The sequence below is a fragment of the Halorubrum ejinorense genome (assembly GCF_039522565.1).
In the GTDB taxonomy this organism is placed as follows: Archaea; Halobacteriota; Halobacteria; order Halobacteriales; family Haloferacaceae; genus Halorubrum; species Halorubrum ejinorense.
In genome coordinates this window covers 396389-416785 of the sequence record NZ_BAAADQ010000015.1, presented here as the reverse complement: position 1 = coordinate 416785, position 20397 = coordinate 396389, and the positions used below count along the sequence as shown (strand labels likewise).

20 protein-coding genes and 2 pseudogenes are annotated in these 20397 nt (G+C 56.1%); 15 read left to right on the top strand and 7 right to left on the bottom strand.

From position 1 onward, the window contains the following. From ABDZ89_RS15440 to ABDZ89_RS15430, 3 genes and pseudogenes are all read left to right on the top strand, one after another. A pseudogene (locus ABDZ89_RS15440) lies at positions 1-99 on the top strand (IS5/IS1182 family transposase); the annotation flags it as partial. A gap of 440 nt (positions 100-539) precedes the next feature. Then, entirely contained in the window at positions 540-1913 is a 1374-nt protein-coding gene (xseA, locus tag ABDZ89_RS15435) for an exodeoxyribonuclease VII large subunit (RefSeq protein WP_343780518.1), read from the top strand. A 33-nt stretch (positions 1914-1946) separates the two neighbouring features. Then, positions 1947-2165 carry an exodeoxyribonuclease VII small subunit gene (locus ABDZ89_RS15430; protein WP_142986973.1) on the top strand — a complete coding sequence of 73 codons (219 nt, stop codon included), beginning with the start codon at positions 1947-1949 and terminating at the stop codon, positions 2163-2165. Positions 2166-2983: 818 nt separating this feature from the next. On the opposite strand, the gene ABDZ89_RS15425 is transcribed toward ABDZ89_RS15430, so the two are convergent. Then, positions 2984-3358 carry a hypothetical protein gene (locus tag ABDZ89_RS15425; protein WP_343780517.1) on the bottom strand — a complete coding sequence of 125 codons (375 nt, stop codon included), beginning with the start codon at positions 3356-3358 and terminating at the stop codon, positions 2984-2986. 135 nt (positions 3359-3493) lie between these two features. On the opposite strand from ABDZ89_RS15425, the gene ABDZ89_RS15420 reads away from it, so the two are divergent. Continuing rightward, positions 3494-3853: a hypothetical protein gene (locus ABDZ89_RS15420; protein WP_343780516.1), complete on the top strand. Its 360-nt coding sequence runs from the start codon at positions 3494-3496 to the stop codon at positions 3851-3853. Positions 3854-4086: 233 nt separating this feature from the next. Here ABDZ89_RS15420 and ABDZ89_RS15415 read toward each other — a convergent pair whose 3' ends face one another. Continuing rightward, positions 4087-4263 carry a hypothetical protein gene (locus tag ABDZ89_RS15415; RefSeq protein ID WP_343780515.1) on the bottom strand — a complete coding sequence of 59 codons (177 nt, stop codon included), beginning with the start codon at positions 4261-4263 and terminating at the stop codon, positions 4087-4089. Between the two features lie 397 nt (positions 4264-4660). On the opposite strand from ABDZ89_RS15415, the gene ABDZ89_RS15410 reads away from it, so the two are divergent. The 3 genes from ABDZ89_RS15410 (at position 4661) to ABDZ89_RS15400 (ending at position 7301) form a co-directional block, all read left to right on the top strand. After that, positions 4661-5506 carry a hypothetical protein gene (locus ABDZ89_RS15410; RefSeq protein ID WP_343780514.1) on the top strand — a complete coding sequence of 282 codons (846 nt, stop codon included), beginning with the start codon at positions 4661-4663 and terminating at the stop codon, positions 5504-5506. Positions 5507-5586: 80 nt separating this feature from the next. Next, positions 5587-7005 carry a lamin tail domain-containing protein gene (locus ABDZ89_RS15405; protein WP_343780513.1) on the top strand — a complete coding sequence of 473 codons (1419 nt, stop codon included), beginning with the start codon at positions 5587-5589 and terminating at the stop codon, positions 7003-7005. Continuing rightward, positions 7005-7301: a DUF3006 family protein gene (locus tag ABDZ89_RS15400; RefSeq protein WP_343780512.1), complete on the top strand. Its 297-nt coding sequence runs from the start codon at positions 7005-7007 to the stop codon at positions 7299-7301. Before ABDZ89_RS15405 ends, ABDZ89_RS15400 begins: the two co-directional genes overlap by 1 nt. A 222-nt stretch (positions 7302-7523) precedes the next feature. Here ABDZ89_RS15400 and ABDZ89_RS15395 read toward each other — a convergent pair whose 3' ends face one another. Next, positions 7524-7841: a hypothetical protein gene (locus tag ABDZ89_RS15395; protein ID WP_149799343.1), complete on the bottom strand. Its 318-nt coding sequence runs from the start codon at positions 7839-7841 to the stop codon at positions 7524-7526. A 210-nt stretch (positions 7842-8051) separates the two neighbouring features. Here ABDZ89_RS15395 and ABDZ89_RS15390 point away from each other — a divergent pair, with 210 nt between their 5' ends. The 4 genes and pseudogenes from ABDZ89_RS15390 (at position 8052) to ABDZ89_RS15375 (ending at position 11065) form a co-directional block, all read left to right on the top strand. Further along, positions 8052-8357 (top strand): toxin-antitoxin system TumE family protein, encoded by a 306-nt coding sequence (locus ABDZ89_RS15390; protein ID WP_343780511.1) that lies wholly within the window; start codon positions 8052-8054, stop codon positions 8355-8357. A 23-nt stretch (positions 8358-8380) separates the two neighbouring features. Then, positions 8381-8785 carry an HVO_A0114 family putative DNA-binding protein gene (locus ABDZ89_RS15385; RefSeq protein ID WP_343780510.1) on the top strand — a complete coding sequence of 135 codons (405 nt, stop codon included), beginning with the start codon at positions 8381-8383 and terminating at the stop codon, positions 8783-8785. Between the two features lie 294 nt (positions 8786-9079). Further along, positions 9080-9702, top strand: a pseudogene (locus tag ABDZ89_RS15380) (peptide-methionine (S)-S-oxide reductase MsrA). A 220-nt stretch (positions 9703-9922) separates the two neighbouring features. After that, complete coding sequence (locus ABDZ89_RS15375) at positions 9923-11065, top strand: FAD binding domain-containing protein (RefSeq protein ID WP_343780509.1); 1143 nt, start codon at positions 9923-9925, stop codon at positions 11063-11065. 166 nt (positions 11066-11231) lie between these two features. On the opposite strand, the gene ABDZ89_RS15370 is transcribed toward ABDZ89_RS15375, so the two are convergent. Beyond that, the gene (locus ABDZ89_RS15370; protein WP_343780508.1) at positions 11232-11447 is read right to left on the bottom strand and encodes a hypothetical protein; all 216 of its coding nucleotides are present in this window, start codon (positions 11445-11447) and stop codon (positions 11232-11234) included. A 201-nt stretch (positions 11448-11648) separates the two neighbouring features. Here ABDZ89_RS15370 and ABDZ89_RS15365 point away from each other — a divergent pair, with 201 nt between their 5' ends. After that, complete coding sequence (locus tag ABDZ89_RS15365; RefSeq protein ID WP_343780507.1) at positions 11649-12557, top strand: ADP-ribosylglycohydrolase family protein; 909 nt, start codon at positions 11649-11651, stop codon at positions 12555-12557. 322 nt (positions 12558-12879) lie between these two features. Here ABDZ89_RS15365 and ABDZ89_RS15360 read toward each other — a convergent pair whose 3' ends face one another. Further along, on the bottom strand, positions 12880-13743 hold the full coding sequence (locus ABDZ89_RS15360) for a hypothetical protein (protein WP_343780506.1): 864 nt from the start codon (positions 13741-13743) through the stop codon (positions 12880-12882). 82 nt (positions 13744-13825) lie between these two features. On the opposite strand from ABDZ89_RS15360, the gene ABDZ89_RS15355 reads away from it, so the two are divergent. From ABDZ89_RS15355 to ABDZ89_RS15345, 3 genes are all read left to right on the top strand, one after another. Next, positions 13826-14902: a hypothetical protein gene (locus ABDZ89_RS15355; protein WP_343780505.1), complete on the top strand. Its 1077-nt coding sequence runs from the start codon at positions 13826-13828 to the stop codon at positions 14900-14902. Continuing rightward, positions 14899-15447: a hypothetical protein gene (locus ABDZ89_RS15350; protein ID WP_343780504.1), complete on the top strand. Its 549-nt coding sequence runs from the start codon at positions 14899-14901 to the stop codon at positions 15445-15447. The genes ABDZ89_RS15355 and ABDZ89_RS15350 overlap by 4 nt, the downstream gene beginning before the upstream one ends. 1628 nt (positions 15448-17075) lie before the next feature. After that, entirely contained in the window at positions 17076-18605 is a 1530-nt protein-coding gene (locus ABDZ89_RS15345) for a tyrosine-type recombinase/integrase (protein ID WP_343780503.1), read from the top strand. 82 nt (positions 18606-18687) lie between these two features. On the opposite strand, the gene ABDZ89_RS15340 is transcribed toward ABDZ89_RS15345, so the two are convergent. Both ABDZ89_RS15340 and ABDZ89_RS15335 read right to left on the bottom strand, forming a co-directional pair. Further along, positions 18688-19320 carry an HhH-GPD family protein gene (locus ABDZ89_RS15340; RefSeq protein ID WP_343780502.1) on the bottom strand — a complete coding sequence of 211 codons (633 nt, stop codon included), beginning with the start codon at positions 19318-19320 and terminating at the stop codon, positions 18688-18690. A 63-nt stretch (positions 19321-19383) separates the two neighbouring features. Further along, positions 19384-20379 (bottom strand): tyrosine-type recombinase/integrase, encoded by a 996-nt coding sequence (locus ABDZ89_RS15335; protein ID WP_343780501.1) that lies wholly within the window; start codon positions 20377-20379, stop codon positions 19384-19386. Positions 20380-20397: the final 18 nt, after the last annotated feature.

Below are 20397 nucleotides of genomic sequence, written 5' to 3'. Positions count from 1 at the left end.
TTCGGCCCCGCTGTCCACCCTCGCGCTTGGTACCGCGAGTTCCGCGAGCTCGTGTTGACCGCCGCAGTCTACAACCTCGAACAGGCTCTCAAACAGTGATCCCCACGCCGTCATCGGATTCAACAAAGCAGACGAGACTAACTGGTTGCGAGCGAGAATGAGGACTTCGTATAGCCAAAATAGAACAGACAGTGAGTACAGAACGAACACACTCCAAACAAGAGTCAATGCGACAAGTGTGAACACGAATATGCCAAATGTAACTAATGAGTAAGTATGAATGTGCCGAAGCAAACTCGTTCAGAATTGGACACGATATTGTTATTAGCTCCAATATAGAGCTTCCTCCGATGACCACCTCGTCGCTGATGATGACTACACCCCCTCTATTCAGCAACTGGTACCTAACAACACCTGGGGGTAGCACCAGAGTCGATAGACTCTAACTGTACCATACTAGCGAACTCGCAACTCTACTGCTAGAGAGTTCTGCGGAAGAGAGCCAGACTCAAGCCGTGAGAGATGAAACCGCAGACCAGATGGCCGATACGCACGATCCGCGCCCAGAGGGTCCATCGGTTCCGGAGGGGAATGTATGGTCCGTTGGACAGCTCAACGCGGAGATTGGGTCGGTGTTGGATGCGGCGCAGGATCGGCTTCCGTCATATGTCGTCGGTGAGGTTTCAGACATTAACCGGTATGACTTCGGGACATTCTTCGATTTACGCGATTTAGACGATGACGCCACCATCTCGTGTATCATGTGGGCCCACCAGCGCGAGGCGGTTACCCATGAGTTGGAGGAAGGAACTGAGACGATTGTTCGCGCAACCGTTGATTTCTATCACGATGATGGCCGCACACAGCTTGCGGTGAAGAACTTCTGGCCGGTCGGGGAATCGGATCGATCAGAGGATCTCGCTGCGCTTCGGGCCGAGCTGGCGGAAGATGGATTGCTTGATGAGGCGGCGGCGCAACCGCTCCCGGAGTATCCGCGCCATATCGGGGTTGTGACGTCGCTTGCTGGGTCCGCTCGCCGTGACTTGGAGGAAGCGGTCCGGGCGCGACATCCGGGGGTCCCGATTACAGTCTGTGGCGCAACAGTCCAAGGCGAGGCCGCAGTCGCCTCACTCGTTACTGCGGTGCGACGACTAGAGCAGGACTCGGCAATCGATGTGATTGTGGTGACGCGTGGTGGGGGCGCTGACGCGGATCTGTGGTGTTTCAACGAGGAACCGGTCGTTCGGGCGATCGCTGATTGTGCGACACCGACGGTCGTTGCGGTTGGGCACGAAGATGACGAGACACTTGCGGAGGCAGTGGCAGATCACCGGTCGATGACGCCAACCGACGCTGGTGTGGCGGTCGCCCCGGATCTCGCTTCAGTTCGCCAGCGCGTCGCCGATATTGAACATCGAGTGGATCGTGCCTACACCTCGGTCGTCACCGACCGTGTGGCGACACTCACCCAACGGCTTGACGCCGGGCTCCAAACGCTTGAACAGCGAGCGCAGGCTCGGGAGGCGACACGGCAACGCATCGCTGATATTGAACACCGGATCACGGTCGCGTACGAGGCGCTTGTCACGTCGCGGCTGACTGCGATTGAAACCCAACTGAATGACGCGTACCAGGCCCTCGAACATGCTGTGGAGACGGATGCGGTGACTGTTCGGGCCGCGCAGCGTCGAGTAGGAGGGCTTGAATCGCGGATCGACACGGCGTATCAGACACGCGTTGACCGTGAGCTTGGGGCACTCGAAGCGCGGATTGAGGATGGGTACCGCGAGATCGAAACCGACGCCCGCGTACAAGCCGGGCAGAGTGAGGCTCGACGCCTCCGAGTTGCCGTTATTGTATTGCTTGTCGTGCTGGGGCTGACGCTGCTGGCACTCGCCGTGGGTGTTCTCTGAGGGTTGAAAAGGCTGGGCGGTAATCACACAGGTATGAGCCAGCACGACGACGTCGATATTGGCGGCACAATTGATCGCCTTGAAGAAATCGCTGAAACGCTTGAAGACGGTGAAGTCGGACTCGAGACGGCCAAAGAACTGCGTGAGGAGGCAGATGAGAAGCTTACGGTGCTTCGAGATACGCTTGATGTCGGTGACGGTGACATCATCGAGATTGACGGCGACGAACTAGATGAGGAGACTGCGGAGTGACCTCGTATACGACCTCGCATGAGACAGGACTGAACACTCTTCCCAAGTCTGCGCGGTGACTCTCAAGGGTCGTGTCAGTGATGTCCGCGAGGCACTATTCAATATACATCTATCGTTGAATTAAGGATAGTCCACGAGGGGTCTGATCCCGGGCTATAGGATTCCTACAGCTCTATTGAAATCCTCTTCTTCAGATACATCATTGTCTGAAACGGCTGGTCGCTGAGGAGTGCGTTTTGAACAGACGACAATCTTATGAACGTTCTGTCACACAAATTACTATGGTTCAGTCAATTCACACCCGATTTGTGATTGTGTGGGCGATACTGGTGATGTTCGGATTCATTCTCGGGGCAATATTCGGCCCACTAGATCCGGACACCAATTTCCGGATCGGAGTGGGAGTAATTCTCGGTGGGACAGTTATTGCGTATCTTGTAACATACAGAACGGACGTATTTGCTTCAGACGCTACCGAAACTAAGTAAATCCTCTCAATGAAGCGGATTGCTATCGTTAGCTCACAAACGGCGAGCGATTTCGTATGCGATTGATGTCGGGAGAAGAATGGCGAATATCACAAGCGTGATTTCTTCTATAGTTAGACCAGATTGTGTCAGAGCGGCATAAAAGTAGAGTACACCGGTGGCGATCACGCTAACGATAGCTGCAACGTATCGGGGGTCAGTCCATGAGGACGGGAACTCTGCGTTAGACATCTACCCTTATTATTCTCAGCCATATGGAAATTTTTTTCTTGTGCATTGGCCGAAACAGGGTCAGAATATATCGCTTGCTGAGGATTTTAACAGAACCTACTAGTTCTCATTCCAAGCTGATTGTCGATACCCCTCACGTAGTTCAGTAATCACAACTAGTGCTATCGTAATTCCCACCAGAGCCCAGATGACGGTCAATTCTGTTCCACTGACTCCATCTGAAAATTCACCAGCGAGCACGATCAACACGAGGGTAACAACACCCAACCGAGAGGTTCTAGAAACAGATTGATCGATTTTTAACAGATACAGTTGTGGGAGAATGGCCCCAAACAAGACCAAGAGTAGGAACGCGATGACAAATGCCCACTGACCCGGTAGCCCGATTACCACCTCAATAATGCCGAGAATTATCAAGCCACACAAACCCGCAAACAGGGAAGCAGCGATGACCCTATTTTCAGCTGAAATCATATGGCTAATATTCATTTCGAACACATAAATCTCTCGTGAGGAAATGTTGCTATTGCTGAGCACACTCTTTGTATTGACCGATAAGAGTTCTATAATTCCCTTCGTGTTTTGTGCTCGCGTGATGAAGTGTCTGGTATGAGTGAGCAGGACCTCGATCCGGTCGAACAACTTCGACGGGTCGGGATCGGACTGATACTGGGTGGGCTCGCCTTCGGTGGTCTGTCGTTTGGTATTGATGCGGTTGTGAGTGGTATCGTGCTGCTGGGTGCTGGTATCATCGCCTGGTGGGGTGAATATCGACGGGAGTTGACTGTCGGGATCGGAGTCGGAATCGGGCTGGCTGGGCTGGTTGTCCTCATGGATCTATGGATCGATACCGGCTTCAGCGGACTTCGGCTGGCGGGATTTATCGTCGCACTCGGGGTAGTCGATTACGTGCTTGCGCCTGCCTACGGTAAAATCCAAGATGCCGGTGAACGAGCTAGTGGGAAGTAGGTCAGCATGGACATACTTACCGCATATAATGGTTTACTCATCCGTTTCGGCCTCTACCAACTGATTTTTTGGCCAACGGTGGGCTATTATGTCGCCTGGGACGCTACCAAACGAGAGCAATCGTCCCCACGACTTCGTGGAGTCGTATATGGGTTCTTTGGGATAGTCGGATTACTCGTGTATATGGCACAGAAGACGCGGGCTGATGCCGATTCAACCTGACTTGCGACCACTCACTCTCCGTCACTAATCTGCTTTTTATATACAAGGTATGCCATCGGGCCCATCAGGGCAAACACTGCAGCAGTCACGGTGAGAAACAATTTGTCCGAGTCAATAGCCAAGCTGTAGAACAGTCCGATTCCGACGAGCACGTATAATCCCGCAAGCGTCCAAATTGCCCATCCCATACGTAATAATACCCAGCAGCACGAATAAATGTCTCCCAGATGCTGGCTCGACTGTCCACAAAATAGGTCATTGTTTAGACGTGGTAGTACGAGGTGGTGGCTGCCGCTGCCCTCGGTTACCTGCTTTGAGAGCCATGGATTGGGCTCGCAACGGACGCTGGCGCAGTAACCTCGGGACTCTTTGTCCTGCTGTATCGGCGCGTTCGCCATTCATAGGAATTGGTAAGCGCGTTGTCTGTACTGAACGAGTCGTGAGGCCCCTGTATTGACCGTAACCGAGTTAGAATATGTCATCTGTCAGGGAGTTCAGCAGAGCATTTTGACAGAGTCTAATGTTATATCGCCGCGATCACAGACTTCTTGATATTTTTCTATCTGACCTGGCTACGCCACGACAATGAGTGGAGTCCCACCTGTATCTACACTCAAACAGTCGGTAGAGGCGACGATATTGGCTGGGGTGGGTGGTCTCCTTGTTGCGATCCATCTGGTGTTCCCAGAGTCACTCCGGACAGAGCTTGTGTTCACGTATGGGGAGCCGTCGCTGGTGTCAGCATGGACAGCGGCAGCGGTCCACGACAGTTTGGGGCATCTCGTGTCGAACGTTGCGTGGTACACTGTTGTGGTCGGTTCGATATACGGACTACTCGCCAAGCGAGGACGTCGACGCACGTTTTGGCTCGCTACCGCTGGGTGCGTTGTGGTTGCGCCGCCAGTGACGAAGCTCGTTGATTACTGGGTCCTTCTGCTTCAGTGGGAAGTCGTTGCGGAAATAACGACAGCAAGCGGATTTTCTGGGGTGGTGAGTGCGTTCGGTGGGATGTTGTACGTGGTACTGCTTGGATCAGTGACGGCGTGGTACGGGTATGCGGCTGGCGTGGCCGCGTCAGGGACAGTGACAGTTGCGACACTCTCCGTGCTATCGGTCACATCCGATGTGCTGCCGGAAATCGCAGGAATCGCCCTTGGGGTGACGAGTGTAACTCTGTTCGGAATTGGGGCGCATCACAGCGCTCTGATTCAACGGCTGCGACGTGCCTGGGCGCACGATCGTGATGCGGGGGTGCGTGTGGGTGTCGGGTGGGTTGTCGTGGTGGCCCTGATTGCTGTGTTATTCCAAGTTGAACTCGATGCGAGCCGTCGCTTCGTGAACGTCGTTGCGCACGGCACAGGATTCACGACTGGGATGGTGGTGACGCTTGGAGTCATCTGGGGCAGAAGGGAACTAGGTGACCGAAACTAGAGCTCCACAGACTGTGCGGGTTGATTCGACGATGAGTACGCCACCCGAACGCTCAACACGCTTCCGGCAGACTGGTGTGTATGAGACGCGGGGTGCTGTTGGTTGTCGTCGGGGTAATGGTCGTGCTCGCTGGTTGTGCGGGTGCGGCTCCTGGTGATTCGACACCGGGAGAGTCTACACCAGAGAATAACACAGAATCTGTAGCGACGACAAACGGGACCGTCGAAGTCCACTATATCAATGTCGGGCAATCAGTGAGCACGCTCATTATCGAGCCGGATGGGGAGACGATGCTCGTTGATACCGGACACTACAACGATGACGGCGAGTACGTCATCGACTATCTACAACGCCACGACATCACGCGGATCGACCATCTCGTCACGTCACACAACGATGCTGACCACATTGGTGGGAACGCAGCGATCATCGACTACTACGAGACGGAGGCTGATGGGGTCGGCGCGGTGTACGATCCCGGAATTGCCGCGAGCACACAAACGTACGGCGAGTACCTTGATGCGATCGAGGAGCACGATGTGACGCTGTACGAGACGCGAGAAGGTGACTCGCTTGCGTTCGGTGCGGTCACCGTTGATGTGTTAGGGCCACCGGAGCCGTATCTAGAGAATGAAGCGCGCAATGAGAACAGCATCGTGTTGAAGCTCACATACGGAGAGACAAGCTTCCTGTTGTCTGGTGATGCCGAAGACGACCAGGAAGCATACCTGGTTGAGAGGTACGGTGAGCAGTTACAATCCACGGTGCTGAAAGCCGGACATCACGGCTCTGCGAGCTCATCGAGTGAAGCGTTCCTTGATGCGGTACAGCCGGAAGCAGTCGTGGTGTCAAGCGCGTATGATTCGCAGTACGATCACCCGAACGATGAGGTGCTACAGCGGTTGTCGGATCGGTCGATCTCTACGTATTGGACCGCGACCCACGGTGACATTGTGCTTGTGAGCGACGGGAGCGCAGTCTCCGTTCAAACTCAGGCGGCTGCCCCGACAGACCCCGGTGCGCTTCGTGATGGGGATGCTGTCGAACCAGGGACGACCGGCACAGTGACTGAACGCGACCGGCTTGGCGGAGCTGGGACTGGTGCGATTGATTCGGGCGGGAGTGATGATTCTACAGAAGACGATGATGACGAGACGACGACCGAGAACGCGACGCTCGCAGTCGCAGAAATCAACGCCGATGCAGAAGGCGATGATCGAGAGAACCTCAATGACGAGTACATCGTCTTCGAGAACACGGGAGACGACCCGCTTGATGTCTCCGGATGGACCGTCGCTGATGACGCTGGGCACACCTACACGATCCCTGATGGCGTCACGATCGGCTCAGAAGCAACCCTAACGCTTCGTACTGGGAGCGGGACCAATACGGAAACCGAACTGTACTGGGGGTCGGGCTCTCCAATATGGAACAATAATGGCGATACAGTGATAGTCACAACAGATGATGGTGAGCGTGTCGTGGAGGAGCAATACTAATGTCGCCAGTTGAGCTACCTGACGGCACGTACACGGCTGTTATCGACAATATCGAAGACGGCTACGCGACCGTGTTTTTCGAACGCGATGGCGACGAGGTTGGGAACGCTGTGATCGACGCGGCACAGTTCCCTACAGATGCGCAGCACGCCGACGCAATCCTCACAGTAACGCTTCGTGATGGAGACATTGAGGAAGCAGTGTACGAGCCTGAAGAGACAACAGAACGATCCTCGGCAGCGCAAGATCGGTTCGATCGACTGTCAAAACGACCACCGTCTGATGACGATTCCTGACCAGGGTTGACCGAGTTCCGGTGTTTTCGAGTCACCGAAGTGTGTGGAGATGATAACACGATCTCACCCTATTCGACGCGCTCCACGCGGCATATACAGCGGTTCGTCACGGAATCCAACAATATGAGTGAGCGGCTCTGTTGAAATTTATTCTTCAGATATACAATATGCTGAAACAGCCGGTGGCTAAAGACTGCTAATCGCGCGAGTATTCAGATGGTCTTACCAGCCGTCAACAAGCCGATCATCTTCGTCAACCTGAATCAGAGTCTCATTCGGATCAAGTCCTGATGAGAGATCATTAAGTTGACGCTGGTCTCTTTTTGAGGTATCTTTCCCAGTATCGATTTCAACTACAGGGTCACGCCCAAACGGATTATCAGCGGTCACATCGGGGATCCGGCCGTTTCGTTTCTTTGGGTCCGGGTATTCTGATGTGTGATCGGCTCGAATATCTGAATAGCCGAGATCTCTGAACAAGTCTGCCTGGGACTCTACACGATCATCATGGTCATCGTCGCCGCCGAACAGATCGAACATGTGGGCTAATAGCATATCCCGCAACTAAGAATTGTCGGTGAAACAACTACACAAAACAATCCGTGCGTCCTCTGTATTGACCTGATCGGGGCAAAACAGATCACCTTTTCAGGGCTCAACAGAGCCACCCGGACCTATCTGAGCCGATCCTGTCCTATGTTGTGGGGTCCATAGGCTTATGCGTATGGAGGTGATAACATAGGATGGCGGATGGCGTCCTACACCACCATCGAAGATTGGAAGGATGTCGAAGGCGGCTACGTTGTCAGTGTGACCATCCGGCAGACGGAGGCTGAAAAGTACCCGAGCGCGTGGGACTACGGTCTACACCTCGGGGAAGTCGGTGGCGACACCATCCTCCGCTACGACAACGCTCACGAACGGACGAAAGGTCACGAGCGTCACATCGGGGACGATGTCGAAATCATTCAATTCCCCGGAATGCTGACGCTCTACGACCGCTTCAAGCGTGACGTTGAAGAAATGACTCCCGTTTCGTGGGACTGGTCAGAGTAGGACGCCTCCGGGAGAGACATACCATGCCCACACTCAAAGTCACCGTCGGCGAACGCGACCGCCTCGATCAGCGCACGCGCAGTCGCATCAAGGCCGCTCAGGAGGGTGAGGACCTTGACGACGCCCAGCCGGTATTGAACTTCGGCTCGTACGCTGAACTCAGCCGACTCCTCAGTCCGAAGAACTTGGAGTTGTTAGAGGCAATATCCGAACACGAACCCGAAAGTATCCGCGAAGCTGCCGAACTGGTGGACCGGGACTACAAACAGGTTCACCGAAACCTCTCTGAACTCGACGATATCGGTGTTATCGAGTTCGAAGGTGGCGGAGCAGGTCAGGCGAAGAAACCGAAACTGACCTACGACGGCCTCGAAATTGACATTCCCTTTGCGAAATCTAACGGGGACATCGGCGCGGCAGCGCCCTAACGGCCACCCGCACGCGGGTTGGTCAATCGTCGCTGCTTCCTTCCCGTATCTCACCAGATCGGCCGCGAGCTAACTTAGTACAATTAGGAGATGGGCAAACTCAGTAGGTCGTGTATTCGATGACCCGAACCGTCGACCGCACTCCACAGCAACTCACGACGCCGAGAGTGTCTTTTCGCTGCCGACTGCGCACAAATTCCGACGCTCAGCATATACGGCTGCGAGCCTAACTGGTGGTAGATGCGGTGGGATCCACGACCCGCGCTCCGGCGACTCTCGAGGCTGGTGACTCCAATGACGCTTACACAAACACAGATACGCGAGTACGACCGCCGTGCGATGGATAGTGCGGAGACTGCCACGGCGACGTTCGGGATCGGCTGTTTCTGGGGCCAGATGCCCAGTTCGGTGCGATGGACGGCGTCGTTCGCACCCGGGTCGGCTACGCCGGCGGTACAAAGCACGATCCGACGTATCACGCGTTAGGCGACCACACGGAAGTGGTCCAAGTTGAGTTCGATCCCGACACGGTAGCGTATCGAGACCTTCTGAATCGGGTGTTCGAGTCGCACAACCCACAGCACCAGACCAGAAAAACACAGTATCAGAACATCGTGTTTACTGGGACAGAAGCCCAACGAGCAGTCCTTGATGAGTTTCTCACTACAAAGGGACTCACTGCCGATGGGATCGGAACACGCATCGAACAGCTCTCGCGCTTCTACCCCGCTGAGGACTATCACCAGAAGTACAAGCTCCGGTCCGTCTCCTCGCTCATGGACGCGTTTGAGGCGGCGGGATACGGCGACGAGGAGTTGCGTGAATCACCGATCGCTGCCAAGCTGAACGGGTACGCCGCTGGGCATGATGTTGGCATTGACGAGGAACTTCCGACACCCGACCGCGGGACTGTATAGACACCACTGATTTGGTGACGATGGACAGCGCCGTCGACAGAGGCCAGTCAAGTAGAGAACGCGGGATTTCCGGCGGCAACGACTACGAGGGCGCTGCGTAATCGAGACGCGCTCGCACCGGCGGTACCATGTCCCCGAAGGGAAGCAGCGATCGTTGCGAGAAGCCATACGGTGTTGATGGATCCGTAGGCTTTCACCTGTCACGCAGTAATGGACTAGTGTGTCCAACGACCAGCCCCATCAGCCTGTTTCCGGACTCGATGTACTCATCTCCGGCGGATCGATGGGAGGACTCTTTACCGGTATTGCGCTTGAGCGGTCAGGTCATCAGCCGACGATCTATGAGCGGTCAGCAGGGGCACTGAAAAGCCGTGGCGGCGGTATCGTCGCGCAACAGAATATCCGTCAGTTTCTCAGCAACTACGACATCGTTGACCCGGACGATATCACGACCCGGTCTCATGAGCGCCGGTTTCTCACGGAGAGAGGGGACGTCGAACGCGCCGTGTCCGAAACGATGGTGTTCACGTCGTGGGACGCGCTCTATCGACAGCTCCGCGACGCCTTCCCCGACGAGCGGTACCGGACCGGGACAGAAGTCACGAGCGTGACGCCCGAGACGGCGACCGTCACGACCGATGACGGGACGGAACGGACGACGGACGTGGTCGTCGCCGCCGAGGGTGGTCAGTCGGCGACACGCGCGCAACTACATCCCGACGTGGAACCAGAGTTCGCATCCTACGTCGCGTGGCGTGGCGTCGTCGACGAAGCGTCCCTCCCGGCTGCGTGTGTCGAGGCGTTCGACGAGACATTCACGTTCTACCAGGGGGCCGATCAGCTCATTCTCGCGTATTTCATTCCGGGCTCGGACGGCGAGACTGAGTCGGGCTCGCGTCGGCTCAACTGGGTGTGGTACGATACGCTCGACGGGCGGGACCGGGGTGCGATATTCACGGGCACGAGCGGTGCTCAACAACGGTTCTCCGTCTCACCGGGTCAGCTGCGCGAATCGGTTCGTCACCGACAGCGCGATCGCGCAACGACGCTCCCGCCCGTGTTCGAGACACTCGTCAGCGAGACACCAGACCTCTTCGTACAGGCGATCTATGACCTGACGGTCCCGGAGATGGTTGCAGATCGAGTATGTCTGCTTGGAGATGGTGCATTCGTTGCCCGCCCGCACACGGCAGCCGGGACTGCGAAGGCGGCTGGTGATGCGACCGCGCTCGCCGAGGCCCTTGCGAGTCACGGATCGATCAACGAGGCGCTCGCGGCATGGGACCAAACACGCACTGAGTACGGTACCACACTCGTTGCCCGCGGGAAGCAGATGGGTGACGTTCGGCTGAACTTGGACTGAGCAGCGGTTCGGAGCAGTCGCCTGAACAGGTGTCGCGTGGTACGGCTCTAGCGGACCGGCAGCCGGTAGAAATTGATCTATCGATTTATAAGTTGAATACAATCTCTCAATACCGTACGCCTACCCTATCCGTTTCGACGTGTTTCAACAGCGCCAGAATTGGATCTCACCGGTCTCTAAACTCTACTGTGTAGCCGTTATTGCGAAGTGCTTCAACGAGCGCATCTCCACGTTCGATTGTGAATTCGTGGAACGAATTAGTGGGACTATCTGCCGAATACAGCTCTGAGTCGATATTCTCCGGGATCTCGTTCTGATGGGTGTCTTCTTGGACAACAACGGGCTGGCTGGGCACGTGGGTAGAACTGCTTTCTTCTGTCATTCGGACATCCCGTGTTACAACCATTCGGCTATTTGAATTCCGATTCTAGCTTCTGTTGAGAGAGCTATTTGACGCGATCGCAGACGCCGAAATGGGACTGCTGTAGTCGGAATCTACCAGCCTTCGACTGCGAGACGGGAAGAGAACCGAAGCAGTACCCATCACCCGACACTTTTCGTCGAGGATCATGTAGTGTGACGTATGGATATCGATCGAGCTCGTGGTGTTCTCTGTGGGATCGCCTGTGGAGATGCGCTTGGCCGGCCGGTCGAGTTTGTGTCTGCGTCCGGGATTCGGGCTGAGCACGGGCAGCTCGACGAGATGATTGGGCACGGAACGTGGAACCAGCCCGCTGGGACGATCACGGACGACACCGAGCAAGCGCTGTGTATCGCACGGAGCCTCGCTGAGCAACAAGCGTTCGATCCGGCAGACATTGCCAAACGGTTCGTCGCGTGGTATGACAGTGAGCCGTTCGATATTGGGGTGATGACGAGGCGGTCGTTGAGCCGACTGAAACACGGTGACGAGTGGGACGAAGCAGGCCAGCACGTCTGGGAGAGCAGTCCGGAGGGTCAGAACGCGGGCAACGGGAGTGTGATGCGATGCGCGCCGCTCGCCATTCCGTACGCGACAGACCGGGAACGACTCGTGGAGGTGAGTCGACAGTCCTCACAGATCACGCACGCTGACCCGCGGTGTACGTACGGCTGCGCGGTGCTGAACCTCACGGTGGCTGGTCTCCTCGGCGACGCGGACACGCCCTTACAGGACGCGCTCGACGAGGTCGGTTCAGACGCGCCTAGCGAGGTCGTGACGGCGCTTCAACCGCTCGCCCGTGGCGACTCACTCGACACGTTGGAGACGTCGGGATACGTCGTCCACTCGCTACAGACGGCACTCCACGATGGGCTATTCGCAGAGAGTGCCGAGGAGGCGATCGTGACTGCGGTCAATCGGGGCGGTGATACCGACACAATCGGCGCGATTGCGGGTGCGGTCGCAGGTGCGCGGTTCGGGGCGTCACAGCTTCCGGACCGATGGGTGAATACCATCGATGAGGTGGGCGAACTCGAATCCCTTGCAAGTCAGCTCACGAGTTTGTCGTGAACTTCCTGGCTCCCTCACGGCTGATGGGTCAGCGAAGTACGGCTCAATCACCGTGGCGATAATTGTACGTTAGAATATGATATTTTGAAGTATTATAATCGGCTCTTGATATCGGCGTGCCCACAACTGATCGATCGGGGCCGAGTCGGCAGTCGGTCGCAGTAAAGAAGGTCGCTACAGGTCGAGTACCACTCCAAAAGAGATTGTGAGGCAGTGTTCGAACCGGTAGAAACAACCCACGAAGCAGGAATCGGGTTGGGACTCACACTCAGCATCGAGACGGTTGCTGCGCTTGGTGGAAGACTCAGTTGCCAAGTCACTCTCACATCGACTCGACGAAAGTGAGCAATCCGAGCGCGACCACTAACCCCAGCGCCGCGACGAAGAGGTCGATCACCCACCGAAGGAGCCAGTCGCGTGCTCGACTTCCTTCGGGACGAATCCCGAACCGAACTGAGAGGTGGCGAACGATCACGACCCAAGTGACGAGTATGAACCCGAACAGAAACGGCCACACGTCGATGTCGAGTCGAACCTGTACGATGTAAATCGGGAGTACGCCGATCAGTATCGGCGTCGCCGCGATCCGAGCTACAGCACGGAGCGGTCGACGCTGTAGTGTCGGAGGGTCGCCGGCGACCAGTTCGGGGACCGACACGCCACACGATCGAAAGCTGGCGGCAATCTCGCGGAGTTGTCCACGCGGGATGAGGAACCCCTCTGGCTTCGTGAGAGTGAGCGACCGGTAGCGGACCCGAGCGGCAACGATTGGCCCGAGCGGAATCAACTGTAGGGACTCTACTTCGGTGAGGTCGATCGTCTGTTCGTCAGCACCGGTCGCCGCCGCGAACTGCTCGGTTTCGGGGTCGTCGAACTCGGGTTCGATTACCAGGGTGCGAGTCTCGGGAGTGAGCCGGTAGCGGTTCGTCTTGAGCCCCGCACTCGAAAACCACACCATCAACCACAGACACGCACAGACGATGACGTACCCGACGGCTGCCCGCGAACCGAAGACGGTCGTCGACCCGAAGACTGCGAGCGGGAGCGCGACGAAAAGGCCGACCCAGACCGCAGGATGCATCGTGACGATGAACGCGGCTGTCCGGTGCGGCAGCCGACGAATGCCGTGAAGGGTCGTCTCCCACCGTTGGCTGGGGGCTACTCGTGTGGTGTCCGTGGAGGGCATATCGAATCTCTCACGAGACGTCGACTAAATACCCCGGTGACCCTGGCAAGCAGTTTTATAATTTCGTTGAGTCTGTCGGCTTGTGAGTAGCGACGTTGAGCCGAGTGACTGGGCACGTCTTGATCCCTGGTTTGACGCGTACCTCGGCTCCGGAAGCAGTGCGGGGACGCAGCGGTCTGATCGGGAGAGAGTGCTACAGGAACCGGGACAGGAGTGGGAAGCGATTGATTCAGTGGCCCAAGCCGGATTGAACGCAAAGTCCACGCTGTTCTGTAGTCCACCCCTACAAGTTACGAACCAAGACCAATTGACCGAGTGGTGGACCGAACTCGATACGTGGTGGGATGCCTTCAGTAAAGCGGGCCACCAGAATGCAATCGAGATCGCTGATTTACTTGAACAATCCAACGAGTCGTGGGCAACATCCGCGGCTCCCTTTGAGACGGACCCGTTGGCTGCCGACATAACAGGGACGCGAGCGCTTCGGGGGCCAGTACAACCGAGCGGTGAACTAGACTGGTCGCAGTGGCTCGCGCAGTTACTTGAACCATCTGCGGCGCTCGTCAGAGAATTGTTTGGCGTTCCGAGTGAGAAATCACCGAACGAAGTACTCCGTGAGGCTCGACTCCCGAAACAAGACGGTGGGCGACGCCGGGCAGATATTCTGGTTCGGCATCCCGACTACGGGGTCTCAATCGAAGTGAAACTCGGCGATGAGAACTATCGGAAAACTCCGGAGACGGCGCGGCTCATCGAACGGCATTACGATAACGTAGGATGGAACCACGCCCTCCTGTTACCGAAGCGGCAGCGTGGTCGTCTCAACGCAGTTGTGTCGCCAAGTATCGATGAGCACGCGGACGGGACGCGTGAGATCGTGTGGGACGAATCGGGACCAATTACCATACTATACTGGCAGGACGTCGCTACAGCGGTTCGAGCGGTACTACAGCGAGGCGACATAGTTGATGATCACTGGGCAGCCAACGCGTATCTCTTCTGTGCGGCGGTTGAACAGCACATCTCGGGCTTCCAATCGCAGCCTGTGATCGACCGGATGGTCGACTCATCAGGTGTCGTTGAGACGGTGCGACCGATCGTTGTCTCGGACACACTCGACGAACAATTAACATATCTCCGGTCGAGACTCGACCTATGACCGGCGAGTTTCTGACCGAGGGGTTGCGTTCGGATCGCTACCTCAAGGCACTCCAACTGATTTCGCAGTTCGAAGACGAAATCGAGGCACGCCTCCGCGTGTTCGACCAGGAGATGGTTGATGAACAGCCCGCGCTCTTCGATCCGGAGACGGACATGAGCGTGAAGACCAATCAAAACTCCGGGTCAGCACTTGCGATTCATCGCATCAATCACGAGATGGAAGGACCGAAGGCACCGGCGAATCACAGGCAGCGACTGAACGTACACCTGTATTGGATGTCTCCGACCGACTACGATCGAACCGACGTCGACGGTGCGCTGCGAGCGTTCGGCTACAAGATCAAAGGTGCTGACGAAGCTGTTGACCAAGCGGTTGTTGACCGGACGCGTGAGGGTGACTGGTCGCTTTCAACGGCGGGTAATCCGTTCGACTCGAACACTGTTTTCTACAAGCACGTCGGATCGGTCGACGAACTTGAGGCGGCGCAGGCGGAGCTCGTTGACCACTTCGCAACGTTTGGTGGACGGTACAGCGGGAACTGAAGTTAGGCGGTTTACCGTTGACCATGACTTCGGGCGAAACAAACTCGATTGGGGCAACCAGTCACAAGACCTGACCGCGTGAGCGGAAAACACGAAAACTCATCGTACCGAATAGACCGGACTATCGCTCCTGCTTCTCAGAACGAATTAGAATACATCATAATTACGATAGTATGAGCTACCAAGCCTCCCCACTGAGGCGCATGACCAGTGCTGCCCGTCCCGCAGCAAGCGGACAACAGGCCCAGGGGTAAATCCCCCAAACACCTCTATAACAGTACCCTCTTTCGGACGAGATCGGGGGGTACAACAACAGCGCCAAACATAATCTATGCGTTTAGATTGCTTGGCGCTGTTTCTAAAGCTCTTAGAAACAGCGCCACTGTTTTGGTAGGATTTTCAGACTCCCCGAAAACAAGCGTCTGAGTTTAAGAAAAATGCAAAGGTCCGTTAAAATCGGGGGATAATCGAGAGTTAGTTTGATCCAATACTGGCCGGGTAGGTGCTCGAATACAACTTGGTAAAGTCAGGGGAAATCGCTAGCCAAAGACGTCTTTAAGAAAAATGCAAAGGTTCGTTAAATTCGCACACCGTGTTCCGATTGCGACTTTAAGAGAAATACAAAGGTCCGTTAAAATCGCACACCGTGTTGGATTTCTATCTCAATCCTAAAAGGTATGAAATATAATACTTATCGTGCTAGAATAGACTTCTCGGATTAGTGACTAGATCATCAAAAATTGTCTTTGAGAGAAATGAAAGGCTTCGTTAAAATCGCACACCGTATTCTGATGATGACTTTAAGAAAAATGCAAAGATCCGTTAGAATCAGGGTATCGTCTCTATTTGAGAAAAGTGCAAAAGATCGTTGTATATCTGCCCGCCCAAGTGTATTGTTTATTTGACATAGATTTGAAAAATTGTATATTTCATTTTCTCTTGTCTGAATACTATACGTAGTTTATATGACAAATATATTTTAATAGTGGACCCAGAGGATGGTCATGAGATGTGTTAGTGGCCTATTTTACTCATAGACTAAATTCTAATAAAACCGTCTCTCGGTAGCTCAATTGATTGGGTGTATGCCCAGATCGATCAAAATGGACCCACCAGAGTTTGCTTGAGTCGCCTGCTTGGAACTGTTTACACTCGGGACACGCCCCTACCCTCTGTCTGTGTGTAGTACACCCCTCTCAAATACTCTTCAAAGCTATTTTTAACCATTTACACTCGGGACACCCCCCTCCCAATTTTATTCTACAGAAGATCTCGATCAAATATTCTCCAATATCATATGTCACTATTTACACTCGGGACACGCCCCGATCAACTGTCTGTGTGTAGTACACCCCACCAATACACTCTTCAAAGCCATTTTTAACCATTTACACTCGGGACACCCCCCCCCCCTTCCCCTTAGTACAACTATTGGAGGAGTCATTCAGGGCGGCCGCACCGCGTCTACTCGAAATGTAATCGACCCTGTAAGGGCGAAATACGCGTGATCTCAATCCCGAGGACGATGACAACACATCTGTAGCTGTTTGAGGTGTCAGAAACGTGGTTGTGACCAGTTTATGGCTTACCCTTATACATAGGTAGAAAAAACAAGGTTTGCTTCGATAATGACGGACGAGAAGTTAGATCCGATCGATCCGAGGACAGCGCGGGATGACTACTTGAAAGAACGGCGAGAAGATTCGTCGTTCGATACGCTTAAAACAATTCGGAAGGGGATTAACCTCTTCGTAGAATGGAGCGAACACCAAGCGATTCGCAATATGAACGTGGTTCGCGGTAGGCAACTCAGCAGGTACAAACAATGGTGTAAGGAGACGACCGACAACAACACCGTGAGTCTGAACGGTATTCTCGGAGTTCTCCGGCGGTTTCTCGTTTACTGTGTGCGGATTGAAGCTGTAGCACCCGGTACACCGGACAAAACGCCGATGCCAAACGTCCCGGACGATGAAGACGTAAACTACGAGAAACCGACAGAAGAAGAAGTCAAAGCGGCGCAAGAGTATCTTGAGAACTACGAATACGCGTCTCGTCGCCACGTTGAGTACAAGATTATTGAGGAGCTCGGATGTCGCGTCGGAGCGGTTCGAGCGATCGATATCGGTGATCTTGAACTCGACGGCGAAGAACCGCTAATTCGATTTCGTCATCGTCCGGCGGAGGAGCTAGGAGAGAAAGGAACTCCATTGAAAAACAAAAGCGACGGGGAACGGGATATTAATATTTCGAACAGCCTGGCCGATCTCATCCGTGACTACATGAAGAATCCTCGGAAAGACGTGACCGATCGGTTCGGTCGGAAACCGTTGTTCACAACAGAGAACGGGCGACCGTCGACGGACACAATTCGTCGAGACTTATATAAATTGACCCGGCCGTGTACTTACGCAGATCACTGCCCGCATGACCGAGAGATCGACACTTGTAGTGCATATCTCAATGAGAACGCGAGCGAGTGCCCCTCGAGTCACAGTCCGCATCCCCTTCGCCGGTACTCGATAGAGTCGCAGATTGACCGCGGCGTATCGAAGGAACTGCTTGCCGACCGCGTCGATGTCTCGGTCCCCGTGTTGAACAAACACTACGACACGCGTAGCAAGGAGCGGAAGCGGAAACACCGGCTCAAGGTGTTCGAGAAGCTGTTCCCCGGCTACGGGGATCAGGAGGAGACGCTGAACGTGGACCAGATGCCCGATGTCCTGATCGACGAGGACGGGATGATCGATCCGCAAGCGCTGCTGCGACTCCAATCGGATGGTGCGACTTCAGGTACTGATCCGATCTCCGGCGACGCGACGGACAACGAAGATGTCGGAGCGGCAGGCACCGAAGACGAACCCGACGAGACACCGGAAGCGCCGGAAGAGAAAGACTCGGATCAGCAGAGTCTAGACGATTTCGGAGGCGGTCCGACGGCAGTCTTCGGCCCGGGAACGGCAGCGGTCGCGGGCACCACGGCACTCGGGTCCCAGACCGCCGGTCGACTTCACAAGGAACTCGAAGCGATGTCGTCCGGGGAGAGCGGTGTCACGACTCCGAGCCCGGGCCGCGCCGCGAAAGGTGTCGCCGGGTATGCGCTCTTCGTGACGATGCTCGCGGTGAACTTCGGATTGCTCGGGATAGTTCCCGCCTGAGCGGGTGACGGGTTCCCCTCACGCGGGAGGGGCACGGTAATCGCGGAGCGCAGAAGTCTCGGGCTGTCGTTTCGATTGTGAATTACCCTTCAGAACTCGCACAGGGCTCTCGAACCGGACAGGAGGAACACGCGGGGGAGCCGGCGGTACAGACCTCGGCCGCGAAGTCGAGCATCGCGTGTTGGAAGTCTCCACTCCTGGTCGAAGGAGCCAGCGCGTCGGCGAGGACGGCGATCCGGTCCCGGTCCGCCGTCACGCCGAAGAACCGGGACAGCAGTCGCTTGACGTTCGTGTCGACAGCTGCGATTCCGAGCCCTGTAACGTGTATCAAGACCGACCGAGCCGTGTACTCGCCGACCCCGTGGAGGTTCACCAGCTCCGAGTGCTCGCGCGGCACGTCGCCCGAATTCCACGCGAGGATCTCGGAGGCGCACCGTCGGAGGTACGCGGCGCGTTTCACGAGCCCGAGCGGTGCGACGAGCGCCTCGATTTCCTCGGTCGGGGCGGCCGCGATCGTTCCCGGCGTGGGATACCGAGCTGCGAACGGTCGGTACGCACCCGCGACCGCCTCGGCGGTCGTCCGCTGTAGCAGGACCTCTGCGAGCAGTATCTCGAACGGTGTTCGGTCGGGCTCTCGCCACGGCAGGTCGTGACGACCGTGCCGCTCGTGCCAGGCGAGCAGCGGGTCCACGAATCCGCGCTGCGGGTCGAACATGCGGCAGTCTCGCCGCGTCTTCAATGAAAAATGTCAGCGGTGGTCGCTACGACGGTTCGACCGTCAGATGTCGTCTAAGTACCCGCGCCGCTGTTCCATTTTCACCTCCTCGGACCGCTTGTCGTAGTGCTGGTCGAGGACTTTCCGGCTCACGTTCATCCGGTCGCTGACGACGTCGACGGGCACGTCGCTGGTGAGGAAATGCGTGATGCTCCCTCGACGGATAGCGTGCGGGCTGACCGCCTCGGGGCACTTCGACTCGTCCCCCTCGCAGTCCGGGCAGTCGACGCCACGGTAGCACGGGGCGGTCACGCGGTACGTGAGTCGCCGGATCGTGTTGCCGTGCATCCTGCCGTACGCCGTGGTGAACAGCGGCTCTCGTCCGTGCTCGTCGGTCACGTCTTTGCGATGAGTCCGGATGTAATCCGCGAGCACTTCGGAGACGTCGGGCGTGAGCGCGACGGGGCGCTGACCGCTCTTCCCGTTCTTCAAAGTCGTCCCCTCGTCGGGTCGGTGGATCAGCTGAACGTAGTTCTCGTCGAGGAAGACGTCGTCCACGTCGAGCGAGTGCGCGGACCCGACGCGGATTCCCGTCTGCCAGAGCAGCGCCATCACCGCGTGCTCCTTCGACGCGTACTCGTACTTCGACAGGTACTCCAATATCTCCTGCGCGTCGTCGGCGTCGAGAGTCTCGTCGCGCTGCCGCTCTTCCGGGCGGACCCGCGGGACCATCACCTTGTCGTACAGGTTCTGCGGCACCGCTTCGATCGACCCGGCCCACTTCAGGAGCACGCGGAGCGTGGACATCTGCATGCGGAGCGTGAGTTTACTCAGGTCGCCGTCCTCCTTCCGCCAGAGCCGATAGCGCTGTAGGTCCCGGCCCGTGAGGTCGTTGAGGTTATCGATACCCTTCTCACCGCACCACCGAACGAACGGGTTCAGTCGGTACCGGTGGTTCCGAACGGTCGAATCGGTACAGTCGGTCGCCTTGTGATCCAGGAACAGCTCCTGCGCGGTCCCCGGTTCGATGGGTTCGAGATCGTCTTTGTCCGTGGTCATCGTTGTCACAGACCCCCT